The organism is Aeromonas caviae (assembly GCF_000819785.1).
Taxonomy (GTDB): domain Bacteria; phylum Pseudomonadota; class Gammaproteobacteria; order Enterobacterales; family Aeromonadaceae; genus Aeromonas; species Aeromonas caviae.
On record NZ_CDBK01000003.1, the window covers coordinates 46,139 to 65,811 of the forward strand.

Genomic DNA, 19,673 nt, shown 5'->3' on the forward strand with positions numbered 1-19,673 from the left:
CCACCCCCGTTATCCGGTCTGCCTGCGCGCAGCCGTGCCAACCCTCCCTTCGCCTCCCGCGCGCCGGAGGCTTGTCATGAACAAGACGTTGTTGATGTCCGCCCTGCTGCTGACCCTCGGCGCTGGTGGCGGCTACTGGGCCGCCAAACAGACCTCCGATGGCGCCAGCGCCAAAGAGAAGACGCCCCTTTACTGGGTCAACCCCATGGATCCCCGCGACAAGCGCGATGCCCCCGCCAAGGACAACATGGGGATGGACTTCATCCCCGTCTATGAGGAAAAACAGGGCGGCTCACCGGGCACCGTCACCATCAGCCCGGAGATCCAGCAGAATCTTGGGGTGCGGCTCGCCAAGGTGGAGAAGCTGCCCATCCACCAGCAGATCGAGACGGTGGGCTACGTCGGCTATGACGAGGACCGGCTGGAGGCGGTCAACGCCCGCATGGCAGGCTGGATCCGCACCCTCGCCATCAAGAGCGAGGGGCAGCAAGTGAGCAAAGGCCGCCTGATTTACGAGCTCTACGCCCCGGATCTGGTCAACGCCCAGCACGAGTATCTGCTGGCGCTCAACACCGCCAACCCCCTGCTGCTGCGCGCCGCCGAGGGCAAGCTCAAGTCCCTGCAGGTACCGGCGGATCAGATTGCGGCCCTCAAGGGCAGCCGCCAGGTGCAGGAGACGGTGCGCATCTATGCCCCGAGCAGCGGTTATGTCTCCGAGCTGAAGGTGCGCGAGGGCCAGTATGTGGAGCCCGCCGCGGCGCTCTTTAACATCAGTACCCTCAAACAGGTGTGGGTCAGTGCCGAGGTGTTCGAACGCCAGGCGGCCCAGCTGAAGGTGGGCGATCCGGTCACCATGACCCTGGATTACGCTCCCGGCCGCAGCTGGCAGGGCCGGGTCGATTACCTCTACCCGACTCTGGATGCCACCACCCGTACTCTCAAGGTACGGCTGCGCTTTGCCAACCCGGACGAGTTTCTGAAGCCCAATATGTTCGCCAAGGTGACGATTCAGGCGGGCAAGGGAGAGCCGCAATTGGTGGTGCCGAGCGAAGCGGTGATCCGCACCGGCAGCCAGGACAGGCTGGTGCTGGCGCTGGGGGATGGCAGCTTCAAGTCGGTCGCCGTCACCCTGGGCCCCCAGTTTGGCGACAAGGTTGCCATCCGGGAGGGAGTTGAAGCGGGGGACAGTATCGTCAGCTCGGCCCAGTTCCTGCTCGACTCCGAATCGGCCATCGATTCCGACTTCCAGCGCATGACGGCGGTGCACCCCGCCCAGGTGTGGACCCAGGGCGAGGTTGAAAGCATCGATCTGGCCAACCGCACCCTGATGGTCTCCCACCACCCCATCCCCGAGTGGCAGTGGCCCGCCATGGAGATGGAGTTCACCGTGGCGGACGGGGTCGACATCAGCAAGCTCACCGAAGGGCAGACCCTGCATCTGCAAGTGATGCAGGAGGGGGATGAGTACCGCATCACCACCATCCACCAGGAGAAGGCATCCACTACTGACGGCGGCGCCAAACCTGCAACGGATGCGATGGGGAAGATGGAAGGCATGGACCATAGCCAGCACGATATGGGAGCCAAATCATGATCCCGTCGATTATTCGCTGGTCCATCGGCAACCGCTTTCTGGTGCTGCTATTGACCCTCATGCTCACCGCCTGGGGGCTCTGGTCGGTCAAACAGACCCCGGTAGACGCCCTGCCGGATCTCTCCGATGTGCAGGTGATCATCAAGACGGCCTATCCGGGCCAGGCACCCCAGGTGGTGGAGGATCAGGTGACCTACCCCCTCACCACCGCCATGCTGGCGGTGCCGGGGGCCACCACGGTGCGCGGCTACTCCTTCTTCGGCGACTCCTTCGTCTATGTGCTGTTTGACGACAGCACCGACCTCTACTGGGCCCGTGCCCGGGTGCTGGAGTATTTGAGCCAGGTTGCCCCCAACCTGCCCGTCTCCGCCCGTCCCCAGCTCGGCCCCGATGCAACCGGGGTGGGCTGGGTCTATCAGTACGCGCTGGTGGACAGAACCGGCAAACATGATCTCAGCGAACTCACCTCCCTGCAGAACTGGTTCCTCAAGTACGAGCTGCAGACGGTGGACGGGGTCTCCGAGGTCGCCACCGTGGGCGGCATGGTGCGCCAGTATCAGGTGCGGGTCGACCCGGACAAGCTGCGCGCCTACGGCATTCCGCTCTCCCTGATCGAGACCGCCATCAAGCAGGGCAATCAGGAAACCGGCGCCTCCGTCATCGAGATGGCGGAAGCGGAGTACATGGTGCGCTCGAATGGCTATCTGAAAAGCGTCGAGGATCTGAAGCAGATCCCGCTCGGCACCACTGTGCGCGGCGCCCCGCTGCTGCTGGGTGACGTGGCGGATGTAGTCACCGGCCCCCAGAGCCGGCGCGGTCTGGCCGAGCTCAACGGTGAAGGGGAAGTGGTGGGCGGCATCATCGTCATGCGCTATGGCGAGAATGCCCAGCACACCATCGACGGGGTCAAGGCGCGGCTCGCCCAGCTGAAAAGCAGCCTGCCGGAGGGGGTGGAGGTGGTCACCGTCTACGATCGCTCCGACCTTATCCAGCGCGCCATCGACAACCTCTCCGGCAAGCTGGTGGAGGAGTTCGCGGTGGTGGTGCTGGTCTGCCTCGCCTTCCTGTTCCACCTGCGCTCGTCGCTGGTGGTGGTCATCTCCTTGCCCATCGCCATCCTGACCGCCTTTATCGTGATGCACCTGCAGGGGATCAACGCCAACATCATGTCGCTCGGCGGCATCGCCATCGCCATCGGCGCCATGGTGGATGGCGCCATCGTGATGATCGAGAACGTCCACAAACATATGGAGCGCACCGAGCTTAACGAGAAGAACCGCTGGCAAGTGATCGTCGAAGCGAGCATCGAAGTCGGCCCCGCCATCTTCTTCTCCCTGCTGATCATCACCATCAGCTTCCTGCCGGTGTTCGCGCTGGAGGCTCAGGAGGGGCGAATGTTCCACCCCCTCGCCTATACCAAGACCTACGCCATGGCCGCTGCTGCCGCGCTCGCCATCACGCTCGTTCCAGTAATGATGGGGTACTTCATCCGTGGCAAGGTGCTGGCGGAGCAGGCCAACCCGCTCAACCGCTGGCTGAGCCAGGGCTATGTGCCACTGCTGAAAGCCGTACTGGCCCGTCCGAAAACCACCCTGGCCATCGCCGCCGTGGTGACGGTGGCGGGCTTCTGGCCGCTCAAGTACCTGGGCTCCGAGTTCATACCGCCGCTCGATGAGGGGGACATCATGTACATGCCCACCACAGCGGCCAATATCTCGGTGGGCAAGGCGCGGGAGATTTTGCAGCAGACCGACAAGCTCATCCGCACCGTGCCCGAGGTGCAGAACGTGTTCGGCAAGGCGGGGCGCGCCGAATCGGCCACCGATCCCGCCGACCTGGTGATGATGGAGACCAGCATCCAGCTCAAGCCCCGCGACCAGTGGCGCCCCGGCATGACCCCGGAGAAGCTGAAAGAAGAGCTCGACTCCCTCATCCGCTTCCCCGGCCTCACCAACGCCTGGGTGCCCCCCATCAAGACCCGTATCGACATGCTGGCCACCGGCATCAAGACCCCGGTCGGCATCAAGATAGCGGGGCCGGATCTCAAGGTGATCCAGCAGCTCGGCCAGCAGCTGGAGCAGATCATCGGCAAGGTGGAGGGCGCCTCATCGGTCTATGCCGAGCGGGTAGCCGGTGGCCGCTATGTGAAGGTGGACATCGACCGGCTGAAAGCTGCGCGCTATGGCCTCAATATCGCCGACGTGCAGGCGGTGCTCGCCACCGCGGTGGGCGGCATGGAGGTGGGCCAGACCATCGAGGGGCGCGAGCGCTACCCCATCAACCTGCGCTACCCCCAGAGCTATCGCGACTCGGTGGCGAGCCTGGAGCTGCTGCCGGTGGTGACCCCGAGCGGCGCACGCATCGCCCTGGCGGATGTGGCCCGGGTCTATATCAGCGACGAGGCCCCCATGCTGAGGAGCGAGAACGCGCGCCTCAACGGCTGGGTCTACGTGGATATTCGCGGCCGCGATATCGGCTCTTTTGTGGCAGAGGCCAAGGCCGAGGTGGGCAAGCAGCTGGTGCTGCCGGCGGGCTACGCCCTCACCTGGTCCGGGCAATACGAATACATGGAGCGGGCCAAGGCGCGCCTCGCCTACGTGGTGCCGCTCACCATCGCCATTATCGTGCTGCTGCTCTATCTGGCGTTTCGCCGCTTCCAGGAGGTGCTGCTCATTCTCACCACCTTGCCGCTGGCGGTGGTGGGCGGGATCTGGACCCTCTGGCTGCTCGACTTCAACCTCTCGGTGGCGGTCGGGGTGGGCTTTATCGCCCTGGCCGGGGTGGCGGTGGAGACCGGGGTGCTGATGCTGGTCTATCTCAACCACGCCTGGGATGACCTCGTGACCTGTGGCAAGCCGGACCAGGCGGGCCTGCACCGGGCAGTGATCCACGGCGCCGCCCTGCGCCTGCGCCCCAAGATGATGACGGTGGTGACCATCATCGCGGGCCTGTTGCCCATCATGTGGAGCCACGGCACCGGCTCCGAGGTGATGCAGCGCATCGCCGCCCCCATGATTGGCGGCATGGTAAGCGCGCTGGTGCTGACCCTGCTGGTACTGCCTGCCGCCTATTACCTCTGGCGCAGCCGAAGCCTGCCTGCTTATCAACAATCCGAATGACCCGATTTCCCAACCCTTTTCGACTGAACGATTGAAGGAAAACACCATGAACTACAAGACGCTGACCCTGACATTGCTGCTGGGCCTTGCCACCCACACCGGCCTGCAGGCCGAGGAGATAATGAACCATCAGGGCCACGACATGGGCCAGATGAGCCAGATGGAAGGCATGAACGAGATGGGCGAGATGGCGATGACCCAGGGGGTCATCAGCCGCATCGACGCGGCCAACGGCAAGGTCGGCATCAAGCACGAGGCCATCGCGAACCTCAAGATGCCGGCGATGACCATGGTGTTTCGGGTGGCCGATCCGGCACTGCTCAAGGATCTGAAAGTGGGGGATGCGGTGCGCTTTCACGCCGAAAACCCGGCCGGCAAGCTCACCGTGACTGCCATCCAGAAACGGTAACCACTGCCTTGAGCCATAAAAACGGCGGGATTATCCCGCCGTTTTTATTTATGACATCACAAGATGCGGCTCTTCAGCCACGAATATGCGCGATAAAGGCGTCGATCTGTTCGCGGGTGCAGGCGGGGTTCATGAAGACCGCCTTCTCCCCGGCGATATAGGAGTACTTGCCGCGCTCGTCGTATTCCGAGTGTGCCACCGCCTCCACCCAGTTGGTGTAGAGCCCTACTTTGCCGCGTCCCTTGAACAGGCTGCGGTGGTAGTCGGTGTTGCGCTGCAGGCGCGCCTTGTAGGCGGGATCGCTGGAGCGGGCCAGCTCGAAGGCGAACTCGGCCTCGGGGTCCTGTACCCACTCTGGGTTGTAGATCTTGAAGCCGACACTGGGCCCCTGGTTCTCCTGGGCCACCAGCTTGACGTTGCCGAGCTGGCTTAACCGGAAGCGGAAGTAGTTGGCGTTTTGCAGGCAGTGGGCCAGCACGGTGCGATACCCCTCCACCCCCAGGTAGTTGAGGGCCGCATAGGCACCGAACAGGCCGCTCGCCCCACGGGAGCACTCGATGGTGGATTGCAGGTGGGTCTGACCCTGGATGTCCCGCTCGAAGTAGGAGAAGTTCTCCGGATCGTTCTCCATCGCCTTGAGGTCGTCCTGCTCTTTTATCATCACCAGGCTGGAGGTGTAGGGCACATAGCCCCACTTCTGGAAGTCCACGGTGAAGGAGTCGGCGTATCTGAGCTCGGCGAAGCGGCTCACGTTGCGCTCGATCCCCGCCAGGGTGGCGGCGTTGATGGCGAGCGGGTTGGCGGCAAAGTCGTAGTCCAGGAAGAAGATCATCGACCAGCCGATGGCGGCGTCGACGTGGATGTGGGGCCTGACCGCCACCTCGAAGCGCTCGCAGAGGCGATCCCGCAGCTCGACCACGGGTTTGACCCTATCCACCCCGAAGGTGTCTGTGGTGCCCATGGTGAGCATGATGGTGGGCACCACGTGATGAAGGGCGAAGCAGGCGGTCAGGGTGCGCTCGAGGTGGTCGAGATCGATGTCGTTGTTCTCGCCCACCTGGATGCGGATGGTCTTGTTCTCGATGTCCACCCCGAGCAGGGAGAGGTTGGTGATGTTGGAGTAGTGGCCGCCCTGGGAGTTGATGATGCGGTAGTCCTGATAATGACCGAGCCCCTTGTGCTTGGCCTGTGGCAGGCTCTTGCGGATGCCGAGCAGGTAGCCGTAGAGGTTACAAAACGTCCCCCCCTGGGTGAAGATGCCGGTGGCGCGAGCTGGGTCATAACCCGCCAGCAGCGCTATCTGGCGCACCACTTTCTTCTCCAGCTCCTCGGCCACCCCGGCGTATTCGGAGTAGACCAGGTTGGGATTGGCCAGAATGCCCATCTGGGCGCCATAGATGGCGGGATCCGCCGACATGGTGATGACGTTCTCGACGCTGGAGGGGTTCTCCCAGTCTTTTGACAGGGCGCCGGCAAACAGCAGCTCCGCCATGGGCTCCCCCGGCGTGCGCATGGTGGCTGGCACCGGCATGGTTTCGCAGAGATCCGCGAGGCGGGCGCGACCATCGGGCCAGGCATTGAGCCGCGCATCCGGCGCCAGTCCGCGGGCGCGAAACTCGTTGAGGGTGGCAAAGCCGGGCTCGCGAAACACCGGCCAGAGGTCGGGGTTGCGTGAGAAAAAGTGGGCTTTGACGGTGGCAAAACGGCGGGCGAATTCGGGGGAAACGGCGTTGACGCCCTCATCTTTCAGATAGACCAAGTGATTCATTTTTATACCATTGATACTGCTGAGGTGCGGTTTTTATACTCCAGTGACACCTCTATCAACAGAGACAATAACTAATGGTCTGCCCTACTTTTTGTCATGTTGGCGCCCTGATGGGCGCCGCGCCCCCTCTCCCCTCTTTTCCCCTGTTCATCTTGTGATCCTGGTCATGGGCAAGGTCAGCGCAGGGCGGTCAGCAGCCATGCCGAAAACCCTTCCAGCTCGGGGTTGGCCGAAAACGTCGCCCGCCACTGACGCAGCAACGCGTCGATGGCCTCGGGACGATAGGCCACCCCGGGCAGGCGTGCAGCCAGGTCATCCAGGGGCGCAGGGTCCAGGGTGTCACTGAAGATCTGTGCCCGTCCTATCACCCCCTTCTCCACGTCGAAATGAAGCTCGACCCCGCCCCAGGGGAAACGCTCCTCCAGCAGGTGGCTGAAGGCGGGAGCATGGCCGAAGTTCCACTCCCAGCTGCGTTGGCGGGCAAAGGTCTCGGCAAAACCGGGCAGGTCGGGCATCCGCTCGGGGGAGATATGCTCGGGCTGCACCACCTCACCGTGATGGGCAAAGAAGGCGTTGCACAGGGCCTGCACCACCTGCTCATGATCCAGACCAGGCAGCAGCTCGCCAAGGTTCGCCACCCGGCTTCTCACCGAGCTGATGCCCTTGGCCGCCAGCTTCTTGGGGTCGGGATTGAGATAGTGGGCAAGGCGGCCGAGATCGGCATCCAGCAGCAGGGTACCGTGGTGAAAGCCGCGATCATGGGTCTCCCGGTAGGCCGAACCCGACACCTTGCGATCCCCGTCCGGGGTCGCCACCAGCAGGTCGTTGCGCCCGGAGGCAAAAGCGCTCACGCCGAGTCTGGCGAGGGCATCGATGACGATGGTGGTGGAGACGCTCTTGTCATAGCCGGGCTTGCCCGCCATGAAGGTGAAACAGCTGTTGCCAAGGTCGTGGAACACGGCGCCGCCCCCGCTGCTGCGCCGGGCCAGGGTCACCCCGTCCTCTTCCATGCGGCGGGTGTTGCACTCCTTCCACGGGTTCTGGGCACGGCCAATCACCACCGTATTGTCGTTGCGCCACAGGAACAGCACCCGCTGGGCCGGGTCCATCTGGCGAAAAATGCACTCCTCCACCGCGAGGTTGAACAGGGGATCGTGGGAGTCGGAGAGCAGCAGGCGCAAGGAAGACATGACAGGACCTTCTCGGAAAACAGGAAACGGATGACTACCATACCACCCTGAACGGAGGAAGGCGTCCCCCGACCGCCACAGGTCGACACCCGATCGGGGAAAGAGCATCAACTTCTGATACGACAGGAGAAGACAAGAGGGAGTCGCCGAAAACATGCAGTTTGTCATTAACAGGCGAGAAGAGAGGCGGCAGCCACCCCTCTTGGAATGACACCTTATGCCCTTGTCACCGGGCCGGTGACGGGTTGACAAGGTTTCAAAATGAGCCGTGACGCCCATTGACGTGATGAATGACACAAAAATGACTTTTACTGCCTCCCGCGCCCCATCTTATTGGGGCCTGCTCCCCTTGCGAATGGCAGGAAATTGTTTGACTCTAGCCAGAAGAGCACCTCCCGAGAGAACAGCGGTATGACGGAGTCCGATGCATCTCGCCAGCCTGTACGCTGGCTTCTGCCCTTCTGGGTGATGATTGCCACCCTGACCACGGCTCCCCTCAGGGCGGATGAGCGCGTCATCCTGCAACTTCCCTGGCAGCACCAGTTCCAGTTTGCCGGTTACTACGCCGCCATCGCCAAGGGGTTCTACCAGGAGGTCGGCCTGCAAGTCACCCTGCGGGAGGCGGGGCCGGGCACCGACGTCATCAATGAAGTCACCACGGGTCGCGCCCAGTTCGGCATCCGCGGCAGCGATCTGCTGTTGGCTCGGGCAGCTGGCCGCCCAGTGGTGGTGCTCGCCGCCATGTTGCAGCACTCCCCCCTGATGCTCATCACCCTGGAGCGGCCGGATATCCAGACCCCGGGCGATCTGGCCAACAAGCGGCTGATGCTCGAATCCGGCTCCAACGAGCTGCTCACCTACCTGCATCGCTACACCCGCAGCCGGCAGTGGGATACCCTGCCCTACGAGCGGGGGGTACAGGCACTGCTGAGGGGCCAGGCGGACGCCATCAGCGCCTACAGCACAACCGAGCCCTTCACCCTGCAGCAACAGGGCATTCCCTACCGGGTGTTCAGTCCCCGCGACATCGGGTACGACTTCTACGGAGACAACCTCTTCACCTCGGAAAATGAGGTCTTCAACCAGCAGGAACGGGTCCAGCGCTTCTTGCAGGCCAGCCTCAAGGGGTGGCGCTATGCCATGGATCATCCCGAGGAGATGATCAACCTGATCCTGGAGCACTACCCCAGCGGGGCCGGGCGTGAGGCGCTCGCCTTCGAGGCCCGTGAAACCCGGGCCCTGATGCAGCCCGACATCATCGAGCCCGGTTACATGCAGCAGGATCGCTGGCAGCAGATCGCCCGCACCTACCAGGAGGCCGGGATGATCAAGGCGGTGCCCAACCTCACCCCCTTCCTCTACAACAGTACCCAGGCGAGCCTTCGCCAGCAGCGCCAACTGCTCGACAGGAGCGTGGCCATCGCCATGCTGATCTCCTTCTCCCTGCTGGCCCTTCTCGGCGTCTTCCTGCACCTCTATCTGCGTCTGCGGGAAGAGGCCAGTGACCGACAGCGGCTCACCCGGGAACTGGCCCAGCGCGAGCAGCACTACCGTTTCGTGGCGGAGAACAGCGGCGACGTGATCTGGACCATGGACACCGACAGCCTGCGTTTTCGTTACATCAGCCCCGCCATCGCGTCCCTGAGCGGCTATGAGCCCGCCGAACTCTTTGCCCTCTCCCTGCGCCAGCTGCTCCCCGATGAGTCCTGGAAACAGCTTCGCGACGGCATCACCGCCTCCCTCGAGGCCTGGCAACGGGGGGATCATGGGCAGACCCGGTGCGTCATCCACTCCCAACTGCGCCACAAGCAGGGTCATCTGGTGGCCATCGAGACGGTCACTACCTTGCATGGCAGCGCCAGCACAAGACCGGACGCCATTTTGGGGGTGACCCGGGATGTCACCGAACGTTCGGCCCGGGAGGAGATGATGCGCCGCCTCGCCTTCTATGACCCCCTCACCGGCCTGGCCAACCGCCGCCTGCTGCAACAGCGGCTCAAGGAGACCCTGGAGCAGGCTCCCCAGCAGCCCCTGGCCCTGGTCTTCATCGATCTCGACCACTTCAAACCCATCAATGACACCTTCGGCCACGAAACCGGCGACCTGCTGCTCAAGCTGGTGGCCGAGCGCATGGGGGAGTGCGTCAGGGAAGAAGATCTGGTGGCACGCCTTGGGGGGGACGAATTCGTCATCATGCTGCCCGATACGGATGCCTCGGCCCTCGCGGTCGCCGACAAGCTGCACCACTGCCTGCATCACCCCTTCCAGCTTGAGCAGCAGGCGCTGCGCATCTCCGGCAGCATAGGGGTCGCCCTCTATCCGGATCACGGCGCCGATCCCAAGACCCTGATGCACCACGCCGATCAGGCCATGTATCAGGCCAAGCACCATGGCCGGGGCAGGGTCTGCCTGTTTTCCACCGGGCAGGATCCCCTCCCCGGCACCCTGCAATGGCAGCCCGCCCACGCATGCGGCCACCCCCGCATCGATGCGGACCACCGCCAGCTCTACCTGCTGGTCAACCGCTTGCTCGAGCACATGCAGGATCCCGGCATCCATCCCGATGCCTTGCTGGCAGACATGGCGCAGATATTCGAGATGGCGCGCCAGCACTTCCTCCTCGAAGAGCAGGTCCTCGCGCAATATGGCTATGAGGAGCTGGCGGCCCATCGCCAGGAGCACCAGCATCTGCTGAAAAAAGCCGGTCAGCTGATGGCGGCCGCACAGGCGGGCACCCTTGGCAACGACGCCCTGCTCAACTTCATCATCCAGGAGCTGGTCGTGGGCCACATGAGCCAGGCGGATCGCCGTTATTTCCCTCTGATGAAAACCTGCGATGCCCGCGAGGCGGTGTGATGCCAGAAAACAGGGGGCACGTGCCCCCTGTGTTTACCTCTGACTTCGGCGAACGAGCAGGCTGTAGTAGAGCAGCGGGATCACCACCAGGGTGAGCAGGGTGGAGACCAGGATCCCGAAGATCAGGCTGATGGCGAGGCCATTGAAGATGGGGTCATCCAGGATGAAAAGCGCCCCTATCATGGCCGCCAGCGCCGTCAGCATGATGGGTTTGGCTCGCACCTGCGCCGCCTCGATCACCGCCTGCTCGAACGCCATGCCACTCGCCCGCTGCTGCTCGATGAAATCCACCAGCAGGATGCTGTTGCGCACGATGATCCCGGCCAGCGCAATCATCCCGATCATCGAGGTGGCGGTGAACTGGGCCCCCAGCAGGGCGTGACCCGGCATCACCCCGATGAGGGTGAGCGGAATGGGGGCCATGATGATGAGCGGCACCAGATAGGAGCGGAACTGGGCCACCACCAGCAGGTAGATGAGGATCATCCCCACCCCGTAGGCCAGCCCCATGTCGCGGAAGGTCTCGTAGGTTATCTTCCACTCCCCGTCCCACAAGAGGGCCACCTCCCCCAGCTTGTCGGGCTGATGCACGTAATACTGTGGCAGCGAGATGTCGGCACCGGCGGCAAACATGCCGTAGAGCGGGCTGTCGGCATGGCCGCCCATGTCAGCCACCACCATCACCATGGGCTGCATGTTCTTGTGCATGAGGTAACTGGGGGCGACCTCGTCACGACGGCTCACCAGCTCGGAGACCCGCACCAGCTGGCCGCTCTGGCTGCGCACCTTGAGAGCCAGGATGCCGGTCAGATCCCGCTTGTCACCGGGGGCGAGCTCGATGCGGATCGGCACCGGATACTTGGCGCCTTGCCCTTGCAGCCAGCTCACATCCTGATAGCCCACGCCCCCGTTGAGGGTCGCCACCAGATCCCCGAGATCGACCCCGAGCAGGGCCGCCTGGGCGCGATCCACCACCAGCCGCCACTTGGGCTGGGGGGCGGTCAGATAGATGTCCACGTCCACCAGATCCGCCGTGGCCACAAAGCGGGCCTGTACGGCGCGGGCAGCGGCTTCACGGGCGGCCTGCGTCGGGCCATACACTTCCGCGACAATGGGCGACCAGACAGGCGGTCCCGGGGGCACCTCCACCACCTTGAGGTTGCCCCCTGCCGCACTGGCGATGGCCTGCAAGGGCGCACGCACCGACCGGGCAATCTCGTGACTGCTGCGATCCCGTTCATGCTTGTCCACCAGATTGACCTGAATATCACCCACGTTGGCGCCGCTGCGGATGAAGTAATGGCGCACCAGCCCGTTGAAGTTGATGGGGGCGGCGGTGCCGGCGTAGATCTGGTAATCCTTCACCTCGGGCACCCTGGCAAGCTCCCGACCCACCGCCAGCAGGGTGCGCTCGGTCTGCTCCAGGGTCGCCCCCTCCGGCATGTCGAGCACCAGCTGGAATTCCGACTTGTTGTCGAAGGGGAGCATCTTGAGCACTACCCACTGCACCATGGGCATGGCGGCCGCCCCCGCCACCAGCAACAGGATGGCCAGCCAGAGCTTGTGTCTCGCTCTTTTGGCACCCGCCCCCATCAGAAAGGGGGTCATCAGCCGGTGAAAGAGCCCGGCCTTGGCCTCCCCGTGGGCGACATGCCCCTCGCGCTTGAGCAGGTGATTGGCCAGCCAGGGGGAGAAGATGAAGGCCACCAGCAGGGAGATGAGCATCCCCATGCTGGCATTGATGGGGATGGGGCTCATGTAGGGGCCCATCAGGCCGCTGACGAAGGCCATGGGCAGCAGGGCCGCGATGACGGTCAGGGTCGCCAGAATGGTCGGCCCCCCCACCTCGTCCACCGCGCCCGGAATGAGATCCTTGAGGGACCCCTTGCCCAGGCCGCGATGGCGGTGGATGTTCTCCACCACGACGATGGCGTCATCCACCAGGATGCCGATGGAGAAGATAAGGGCAAAGAGGGACACCCGGTTGAGGGTAAAGCCCCACGCCCAGCTGGCAAACAGGGTCAGTGCCAGGGTGATGACGATGGCGACCCCCACCACCAGCGCCTCGCGCCACCCCATGCTCACCAGCACCAGCAGCACCACCGCCGTGGTGGCAAAAATCAGCTTGCCGATCAGGGTGTTGGATTTGGTCTCGGCGGTGACGCCATAGTCACGGGTCACCGTCACCTCGACCCCGGCCGGGATGAGCCGATTCCTGAGGCTCTCCACCCGTGCCTCCACCCGCTTGGCCACCTCCACCGCGTTCTGCCCCGGCTGCTTGCCGATGGCCAGGGTCACCGCCGGGTAGCTGGCTTGCCCCTGCCCCATCCAGCTGCGCTGCACCGGGGTCTCCTCCCCAAGGGACACCCGGGCCACCTCACCGAGATAGACGGGCTTGCCGTCGTGCAACCCCACCACCAGCTCGCGGGCCTCCTGCTCGCTTTGCAGGAACTGCCCCACCTGCACCTTGATTTCCCGGTTATCCTGCACCACGGCCTGCTCGCTGCCTACCCGGTTGGCGGCCGAGAGACGCTGGCTAAGTTCGCCCCAGCTGATGCCATGGGCGCTGAGGGCCGCCGGGTCCGGGATCACCCGCAGCACGGCGCTCTGGCTGCCCAGCGGGTAGATGTCGCGGGTACCGGGAATGCGCTTGAGTTCGGTCTCCAGCTCATGGGCAACCCGGGTTAGCTCGGGGGCCCCCAGCTGCTTGCTCCCCTCTTTGCTCCAATCCTTGCTCCATAAGGTCAGACTGACGATGGGCACATCATCGATCCCCCGGGGTTTTACCAGTGGCTGGCCGACCCCGATCCCCTGTGGCAACCAGTCGCGGTTGGAGTCGAGCTGGTTGTTGAGATCCACGATGGCCTGCTCCCGGCTCACGCCCACCTTGAACACCACCACCAGCAGGGCACCATCGGGTTGGGAGAAGGAGTAGAGGGTATCTATCCCCTTTATCTGGGAGACCACCTGCTCGGCAGGGGTGGTGACGAGGGATTCCACCTCTGCCGGGCTGGCACCCGGGAAGGGAATGTAGACGTCTGCGAAGGTGACATCGATCTGGGGCTCCTCCTCCTTGGGGGTCACCAGTACGGCAAAGAGGCCGAGCAAGAGCCCCACCAGCGCCAGCAACGGGGTGATGGCCGAGCCCTGAAACAGGGCCGCCAGCCGACCCGCCGGCCCCAGGCGGCCATGGCTGCCGTTCAGATCGCTACTCATGGGGCACCTCCTGTTGACGGGTCCAGGCATCGGGGGCCAGGGTGTCACCGCCCTTGAGACCCGCCAGGACCTCGCACAGCCCAGCCTCGCAGTGGCCGACCCGCACTGGGGTCAGGGCCCAGCCCTCCCCCTCTTTGAGGTAGACGCCGTTGAACTCCCCCTGCCGCAGCAGGGCGGGCTCCGGCACTTGCAACACCTGACGCTCACCCCGTTTGAGCTGCACCTTGAGCCACATGCCGGGCAGCACCCCTGCCGTGTTCGGCGGCAGATCGAGGCGCAGCCGGAAACTGTGGCTCTGGCTGTCGGCGTAGTTGAAGCGGGTCAGCTTGACGGGAGTCACGGCCTTGCCACCGGGCAGCAGCACCTGCACATCCGACGGTTGGCCGGCGAGAGCCAGTGCGGACTGGGGCAGCTCCAACTCCACCCTCAGCTCGCCCAGGGAGAAACCGGAGAGCAGCGGCGTGCCGGGGGCCACCGTCTCCCCCAGCTCCACCAGCCGCCTGGTCACCACCCCGGCGTAGGGGGCGAGGATACGGGTATAGCCGTAGGCTTCCCGGGCCTGGATGAGGGCGGCCTCGGCGGCATTGACCTCGGCGCGGGCGGCCCGATCCGTTGCCTGGGCGTTGTCGAGCTGGGCCCGGGTGATCACCCCCTTGGCGATGAGGGCCTGATAACGGGTGAGCTGGCGCTCGGCCTCCACCTGCTGGGCCTGGGCCCTGGCCACCCGCGCCTCGGCGCCGGTCACTGCGGCAGACTGCTCCTTGCCGCTTATCTCGAGCAGGGGCTGCCCGGCCTGTACCTCGTCGTTCACATCCACCAGCATGCGGGAGACGCGGCCACTGGTCTGGGCCGCGACCGTCCCCTGATGAATGGCGCTCACGGTACCGCTCAGGGTGAGCCAGTCGGTGACGCGCTGCGGGGTCAGCGTCAGCGGCCCCTTGACCTCCTCGGCCGCCACCAGGGTGGATGTCATGACCAGCAGGGTGGTCACCAGCAACCGGATTGTGTTCATCATGATTCTCCTTCCCTGGCTCATTGGCACCTTGAAAACTCAGGCAGTACGGTGCTGGCGAGCCTTCTCCAGCACCCTGTTCCAGACCTTGTCCACCAGCAGGATCCCGGCCGCCATGGCCCCGATGAACAACAATATCACGGGCTGTCCGCTGGAAATGAGACTCAAGGCAGGCCCTGGACAGATGCCGACCAGGCCCCAACCGATCCCGAACAGTGCGGCCCCGCCAATCAGGCGGCGATCCAGTACGGGAGCGGGAACCCGGGCCATGGGTTCCCCCAGCAGGCTCAGACGACGGGGCTTCACCAGCAGGAAGTAGCCCGGCATGAAGACAGCCAGGCCCCCCCCCATCACGAAGGCCAGGCTGGGATCCCAGGCACCGGCCAGATCGAGAAACCCGGTGACCCGCGCCGGATCCATCATCCCGGAGAGGGCCATTCCCAGCCCGAACAACAGACCCGCAAACACACTCGTCAGCAATTTCATGGCAATCAACCCGTCAAAACATGTGGTGAGTAAAGAACACGGTCACCACGCCCATCCCCATAAAGGTGAGCGTCGCCACCACGGAGCGCGTCGACAGCCGCCCCATGCCGCAGATGCCGTGACCGCTGGTGCAGCCATTGCCAAGGCGGGTGCCGATGCCCACCAGCAGGCCGGCCAGCAGCACCACGGGCCAGCCGGGCAAGGCATCAAAGGCGGGCATGGTGGCCCAACCCAGGGTCAGCGCCAGCCAGGCCCCCAGTCCCAATCCCAGCAGAAACAGCACCCGCCAGGGGGTCTTGTACTGCATTGCACCGGCCAGAATGCCGCTGATCCCGGCCACCCGGCCGTTGAACAACATCAGGATCAGGGCCGAGAGCCCCGCCAGCATGCCGCCCCCCAACGAGAGCAGCCATTGGCTTTCCATCATCGAATTTCCTCATCTGAGTGACAAAAATGGGTTTGCAGCGCCGCCAGCACATCGGCCGCCGCCTCGCTCACCAGGGAGTAGTAGATCTGCTGGGAGACTTTGCGCGAGCGGACAAGGCCCTGGCGCTTCAATACCGACAGTTGCTGGGAGAAGGCCGACTGCCCGAGCTGGCTGTGGGCCAGCAGCTCCCCGACCCCCTTCTCCCCTTCCACCAGCTGGCAGAGCACCATCAGGCGTTCGGGATGAGCCAGCGCCTTGAGCAGGCCGGCGGCGGCTGTCGCATGTCGGTTCATCTCGTCGAAGTGGCTCATAAGATTAAATTAGCAATTTCTGATATTTGTCCTATTGTATAAAACAACTCTAAATTAGCAATCACTAAACAAAAGGAGACGAGAAATGACCGTCGATAACGGAGTCAGAGTGGTCGCAGGTGGCATGTTGCTGCTGTCGCTGCTGCTCACGGCCTGGGTCCACCCGGGTTTTGTCTGGTTGAGCGTCTTTGTCGGGGTCAACCTGATCCAGAGCGCGTTCACCGGGGTCTGTCCCGCCGCCGCCGTGCTCAGGCGAATGGGGCTCAAATAGGCAGGTGGACATATTGGCTCACAGGAGCCGTGTAATAGAGCGGAGGCTCATTATGGCAACCATCATCATCATCGGGGCAGGGTTGGGGGGCATGTCGGCCGCCTACGAGCTCAAGGCCGAACTCGGCAAGCAGCACGACGTCATCCTGGTGAACGACAAACCCGACTTTGAATTCAACCCTTCGAACCCGTGGATTGCGGTCCGGTGGCGAGAGCGCAAGGATATCTCCCTCCCCATAGAGCCTCATGTGAAGAAGAAGGGGATCCGCTTCATCCACGCCGCCCTGACCGGGTTGCAACCCCTCGAACAGCAGATCCGCCTCTCCGATGGCCAGCACCTGCACTACGACTTTCTGGTGCTCTGCACCGGCCCCGCACTCGCCTTTGAAGAGGTGCAGGGAGCAGGCCCGACGGCGGGCGGCACCGCCAGCGTCTGCACCCTCTCCCACGCAGAGGAGTGCCTGCACAGTGTCAACGGGCTGCTCGACGAACCGGGTCCGGTGATCGTCGGTGCCATGCCCGGCGCCTCCTGCTTCGGCCCGGCCTACGAATACGCCTTCATCCTCGATCGTCACCTGCGCGACAAGAAGGTGAGAAAGAACGTGCCCATGACCTTCGTCACCAGCGAACCCTACATCGGTCACCTCGGCCTCAACGGCGTGGGGGATTCCAAGGGCATGCTGGAGAGCGAGCTGCGCATGCGCGACATGCAATGGATCTGCAATGCCCGCACCGTGGCAGCCAGGGATGGGGTGATGACGGTGGAGGAGCTGGATGAAGATGGCAACGTCAAGCGCACCCACAGCCTCCCCTACAAGCATGCCATGATGCTGCCCGCCTTCGCCGGCATCAGCCCCCTGCGGGGCCTCGAGGGGCTGGTCAATCCCCGCGGGTTCGTCATCGTCGACGAACACCAGCGCAACCCTGTCTTCCCGCAGATTTACGCCGCCGGGGTCTGCATCGCCATCCCGCCCCAGCACAAGACGCCGGTACCGACCGGGGTGCCCAAGACCGGCTACATGATCGAGGCCATGGTGCGCACCTTAAGCCACAACATCAAGGCGGAGCTGGACGGCCAACCCCCGGTCACCCGGGCGGTGTGGAATGCCATCTGTCTGGCGGACATGGGGGACACAGGGGCCGCCTTCGTGGCCATGCCGCAGATCCCGCCGCGTAACGTCGCCTGGTTCAAGAAAGGGAAGTGGGTCCACCTGGCCAAGATAGCGTTCGAGAAGTATTTCCTGCACAAGATGCAGGTGGGCGACACCGAACCCATCTATGAAAAACTGATGCTCAAATACCTGGGCATCGACAAGACCCGGTAACCCCCCAAGGACCCGCCGGTGAAGGGAAGAGGGCTCCCTTCACCGGTGCTTTCATCTCTTTTTTATTATGTTTCAATATGTTGCTATCAATGGTTCGGGGTTTACCCAGGCCGCCGTATCGGCTACCATGTCGCCTCTTTATCACTAGCGGAGACCATCGGTGGGCAACTCATCAAGTGACAGACGCACGCCGACCCTCGTCGTCGGCACCCTGGTCGCGAGCTAGCCGCAGGTTATTCTCTGCCGCGACTCGCCACCCTGCGAGAAGTGGATCCCTCTTTTCCCCGCTTTTCACACTTGACGTCAGGTGACGCGGACTCATCCCCCGACACCTTGCCTGCATAGTTTCTGCTTCCCAAAAGGAGGCTGCTATGCGCTTGATTTCAAACAACCCTGTCGCTGACAAATCCCCTTCCCTGCTGAGCAGACTGGGACGGGGCCTGCGACCACTCTGGCAACGTGGCAGACGGCGTCAGCACCTCTATCGGCTGCACATCCGCTGCGAAGACAGAGCCGACATGGAGCAGGTGCTGGCGGCGGTGAGCCACACCCTGCAACCGGCCGGACTCAGTCCTCTGCAGTCCATGCAGCCCGGGCGCGGTGAAGGCCGCGTGCTGGTGCTGAGCCTCTACTGCACGCCGCCCCAGCGCCGCTACCTGGTGCAGTTCATCCACCAGGTCGGGGCTATCCACCCGGTACGCTGGGAACTGCGCCCCCGCGCCGGGGACGACGCCACCAGGCATTGACCCTCGAACGAGGCGAGGTCCTTCCCGGGCAACCGTGAAGGGCCTCTTCCCTGTTCTGCGCCATCCCGCCCCGTCAGGAGGCGGGTCGCGCCCTTGCATTCACCACGATGTCGACCTTGCCCCCCGTCTCTCACGCAACCCGGGGGCGAAGGCTGGTCGGCATCCCCAGAAGGAGACCCTTCATGAGAATGTGGCAACAACTCGATTTTCTCGCCCTGCTCGACACCCTGTCCAGCCTGCTGCTCGCCTTCGTGCTGGGCAGCCTGGTCGGCCTCGAGCGCCAGTACCGCCAGCGCACCGCCGGCCTTCGCACCAACGTGCTGGTCGCCGTGGGGGCGGCCCTGTTCGTCAACCTGGCCCAGCGCATCTATGACCTGCATGGTGGCAGTTACGGGGTCCTCCACGTGGTGGCCTACATCGTCTCCGGCATCGGTTTTCTCGGCGCTGGCGTCATCATGCGCGAGTCCGGCAACATCCGGGGCATCAACACAGCGGCCACCCTGTGGGGCGTGGCCGCGGTCGGGGCCGCCTGCGGCGCCGGGTTCGCCCTGGAGGCCATCCTCGGCGCCCTCTTCGTGCTGGCCGCCAACACCCTGCTGCGCCCCCTGGTCAACCAGATAAACCGTGACCCGGTGGACAACATGGACACCGAAGTGACCTATCACGTGACCGCTCTCATCGGCCGCGCTCACCAGAAGGAGGTACTGCCCTGGCTCGAGCAGATGCTGGAGCAGGCCCACTACCCCCTGAGCGAGCTCGACATCACCCCCTTCGGCGATCAGGATCTCGAGATCTCGGCGGCGCTGCTCGCCACCGCCATCGATGGCACCAAGCTCGATGCCCTGATGAACACGCTCGGGGAGCACCCTCACATCAAGCAGATCTTCTGGCGGGCCAGCATCACCGATTGACGCCCTCATACCAGACGCAGCACAAAAAGCCCC

Annotated in this window: 15 protein-coding genes; 8 read left to right on the plus strand and 7 right to left on the minus strand. The window is 63.9% G+C overall.

Going from position 1 to position 19,673, the window contains the following annotated elements; translation table 11 throughout:
* The first annotated feature begins 76 nt into the window (after positions 1–76).
* Genes BN1120_RS00250 through BN1120_RS00260 form a run of 3 tightly spaced genes read left to right on the plus strand, consistent with a single transcriptional unit; the run spans position 77 to position 5,122 of the window.
* Entirely contained in the window at positions 77–1,594 is a 1,518-nt protein-coding gene (locus BN1120_RS00250; RefSeq protein WP_042014222.1) for an efflux RND transporter periplasmic adaptor subunit, read from the plus strand.
* Entirely contained in the window at positions 1,591–4,713 is a 3,123-nt protein-coding gene (locus BN1120_RS00255) for an efflux RND transporter permease subunit (protein ID WP_042014224.1), read from the plus strand. Before BN1120_RS00250 ends, BN1120_RS00255 begins: the two co-directional genes overlap by 4 nt.
* A gap of 46 nt (positions 4,714–4,759) precedes the next feature.
* On the plus strand, positions 4,760–5,122 hold the full coding sequence (locus tag BN1120_RS00260; protein WP_042014225.1) for a copper-binding protein: 363 nt from the start codon (positions 4,760–4,762) through the stop codon (positions 5,120–5,122).
* A 73-nt stretch (positions 5,123–5,195) separates the two neighbouring features.
* On the opposite strand, the gene BN1120_RS00265 is transcribed toward BN1120_RS00260, so the two are convergent.
* The gene (locus BN1120_RS00265; RefSeq protein WP_042014226.1) at positions 5,196–6,890 is read right to left on the minus strand and encodes a pyridoxal phosphate-dependent decarboxylase family protein; all 1,695 of its coding nucleotides are present in this window, start codon (positions 6,888–6,890) and stop codon (positions 5,196–5,198) included.
* A gap of 176 nt (positions 6,891–7,066) precedes the next feature.
* Positions 7,067–8,080: a lipoate--protein ligase gene (locus BN1120_RS00270; RefSeq protein WP_042014227.1), complete on the minus strand. Its 1,014-nt coding sequence runs from the start codon at positions 8,078–8,080 to the stop codon at positions 7,067–7,069.
* 468 nt (positions 8,081–8,548) lie between these two features.
* Between BN1120_RS00270 and BN1120_RS00275 the strand changes: the two genes are divergently transcribed.
* A complete protein-coding gene (locus tag BN1120_RS00275) occupies positions 8,549–10,936 on the plus strand; it encodes a diguanylate cyclase domain-containing protein (RefSeq protein WP_231959466.1) in 2,388 nt (795 codons plus the stop codon).
* Between the two features lie 33 nt (positions 10,937–10,969).
* Here BN1120_RS00275 and BN1120_RS00280 read toward each other — a convergent pair whose 3' ends face one another.
* The 5 genes from BN1120_RS00280 to BN1120_RS00300 are packed head-to-tail and all read right to left on the minus strand — an operon-like array spanning position 10,970 to position 16,388.
* Positions 10,970–14,152: an efflux RND transporter permease subunit gene (locus BN1120_RS00280; RefSeq protein WP_042014231.1), complete on the minus strand. Its 3,183-nt coding sequence runs from the start codon at positions 14,150–14,152 to the stop codon at positions 10,970–10,972.
* Positions 14,145–15,164, minus strand: coding sequence for an efflux RND transporter periplasmic adaptor subunit (locus tag BN1120_RS00285; protein WP_042014232.1), 1,020 nt, complete (start codon positions 15,162–15,164; stop codon positions 14,145–14,147). Before BN1120_RS00285 ends, BN1120_RS00280 begins: the two co-directional genes overlap by 8 nt.
* Before the next feature lie 39 nt (positions 15,165–15,203).
* Positions 15,204–15,650 carry a YeeE/YedE family protein gene (locus BN1120_RS00290; RefSeq protein ID WP_042014233.1) on the minus strand — a complete coding sequence of 149 codons (447 nt, stop codon included), beginning with the start codon at positions 15,648–15,650 and terminating at the stop codon, positions 15,204–15,206.
* 13 nt (positions 15,651–15,663) lie between these two features.
* Positions 15,664–16,077, minus strand: a complete 414-nt coding sequence (locus BN1120_RS00295; protein ID WP_042014235.1) for a YeeE/YedE family protein — start codon at positions 16,075–16,077, stop codon at positions 15,664–15,666.
* Complete coding sequence (locus tag BN1120_RS00300; protein WP_041214807.1) at positions 16,074–16,388, minus strand: ArsR/SmtB family transcription factor; 315 nt, start codon at positions 16,386–16,388, stop codon at positions 16,074–16,076. The genes BN1120_RS00295 and BN1120_RS00300 overlap by 4 nt, the downstream gene beginning before the upstream one ends.
* 85 nt (positions 16,389–16,473) lie before the next feature.
* Between BN1120_RS00300 and BN1120_RS00305 the strand changes: the two genes are divergently transcribed.
* From BN1120_RS00305 to BN1120_RS00320, 4 genes are all read left to right on the plus strand, one after another.
* Positions 16,474–16,659: a YgaP family membrane protein gene (locus tag BN1120_RS00305; protein ID WP_041213243.1), complete on the plus strand. Its 186-nt coding sequence runs from the start codon at positions 16,474–16,476 to the stop codon at positions 16,657–16,659.
* 52 nt (positions 16,660–16,711) lie between these two features.
* Positions 16,712–17,983, plus strand: coding sequence for an NAD(P)/FAD-dependent oxidoreductase (locus tag BN1120_RS00310; RefSeq protein WP_042014236.1), 1,272 nt, complete (start codon positions 16,712–16,714; stop codon positions 17,981–17,983).
* 371 nt (positions 17,984–18,354) lie between these two features.
* The gene (locus tag BN1120_RS00315) at positions 18,355–18,729 is read left to right on the plus strand and encodes a hypothetical protein (protein ID WP_042014237.1); all 375 of its coding nucleotides are present in this window, start codon (positions 18,355–18,357) and stop codon (positions 18,727–18,729) included.
* Positions 18,730–18,911: 182 nt separating this feature from the next.
* Complete coding sequence (locus BN1120_RS00320; protein ID WP_042014238.1) at positions 18,912–19,640, plus strand: MgtC/SapB family protein; 729 nt, start codon at positions 18,912–18,914, stop codon at positions 19,638–19,640.
* Positions 19,641–19,673 lie beyond the last annotated feature (33 nt).

Coding starts and splice junctions, on each gene's coding strand:
- BN1120_RS00310 (WP_042014236.1), top strand. CDS start 16,712: ATGGCAACCATCATCATCATCGGGGCAGGGTTGGGGGGCATGTCGGCC.
- BN1120_RS00315 (WP_042014237.1), top strand. CDS start 18,355: ATGCGCTTGATTTCAAACAACCCTGTCGCTGACAAATCCCCTTCCCTG.
- BN1120_RS00250 (WP_042014222.1), top strand. CDS start 77: ATGAACAAGACGTTGTTGATGTCCGCCCTGCTGCTGACCCTCGGCGCT.
- BN1120_RS00290 (WP_042014233.1), bottom strand. CDS start 15,650: ATGAAATTGCTGACGAGTGTGTTTGCGGGTCTGTTGTTCGGGCTGGGA.
- BN1120_RS00270 (WP_042014227.1), bottom strand. CDS start 8,080: ATGTCTTCCTTGCGCCTGCTGCTCTCCGACTCCCACGATCCCCTGTTC.
- BN1120_RS00265 (WP_042014226.1), bottom strand. CDS start 6,890: ATGAATCACTTGGTCTATCTGAAAGATGAGGGCGTCAACGCCGTTTCC.
- BN1120_RS00320 (WP_042014238.1), top strand. CDS start 18,912: ATGAGAATGTGGCAACAACTCGATTTTCTCGCCCTGCTCGACACCCTG.
- BN1120_RS00295 (WP_042014235.1), bottom strand. CDS start 16,077: ATGATGGAAAGCCAATGGCTGCTCTCGTTGGGGGGCGGCATGCTGGCG.
- BN1120_RS00305 (WP_041213243.1), top strand. CDS start 16,474: ATGACCGTCGATAACGGAGTCAGAGTGGTCGCAGGTGGCATGTTGCTG.
- BN1120_RS00280 (WP_042014231.1), bottom strand. CDS start 14,152: ATGAGTAGCGATCTGAACGGCAGCCATGGCCGCCTGGGGCCGGCGGGT.
- BN1120_RS00260 (WP_042014225.1), top strand. CDS start 4,760: ATGAACTACAAGACGCTGACCCTGACATTGCTGCTGGGCCTTGCCACC.
- BN1120_RS00275 (WP_231959466.1), top strand. CDS start 8,549: ATGATTGCCACCCTGACCACGGCTCCCCTCAGGGCGGATGAGCGCGTC.
- BN1120_RS00285 (WP_042014232.1), bottom strand. CDS start 15,164: ATGAACACAATCCGGTTGCTGGTGACCACCCTGCTGGTCATGACATCC.
- BN1120_RS00255 (WP_042014224.1), top strand. CDS start 1,591: ATGATCCCGTCGATTATTCGCTGGTCCATCGGCAACCGCTTTCTGGTG.
- BN1120_RS00300 (WP_041214807.1), bottom strand. CDS start 16,388: ATGAGCCACTTCGACGAGATGAACCGACATGCGACAGCCGCCGCCGGC.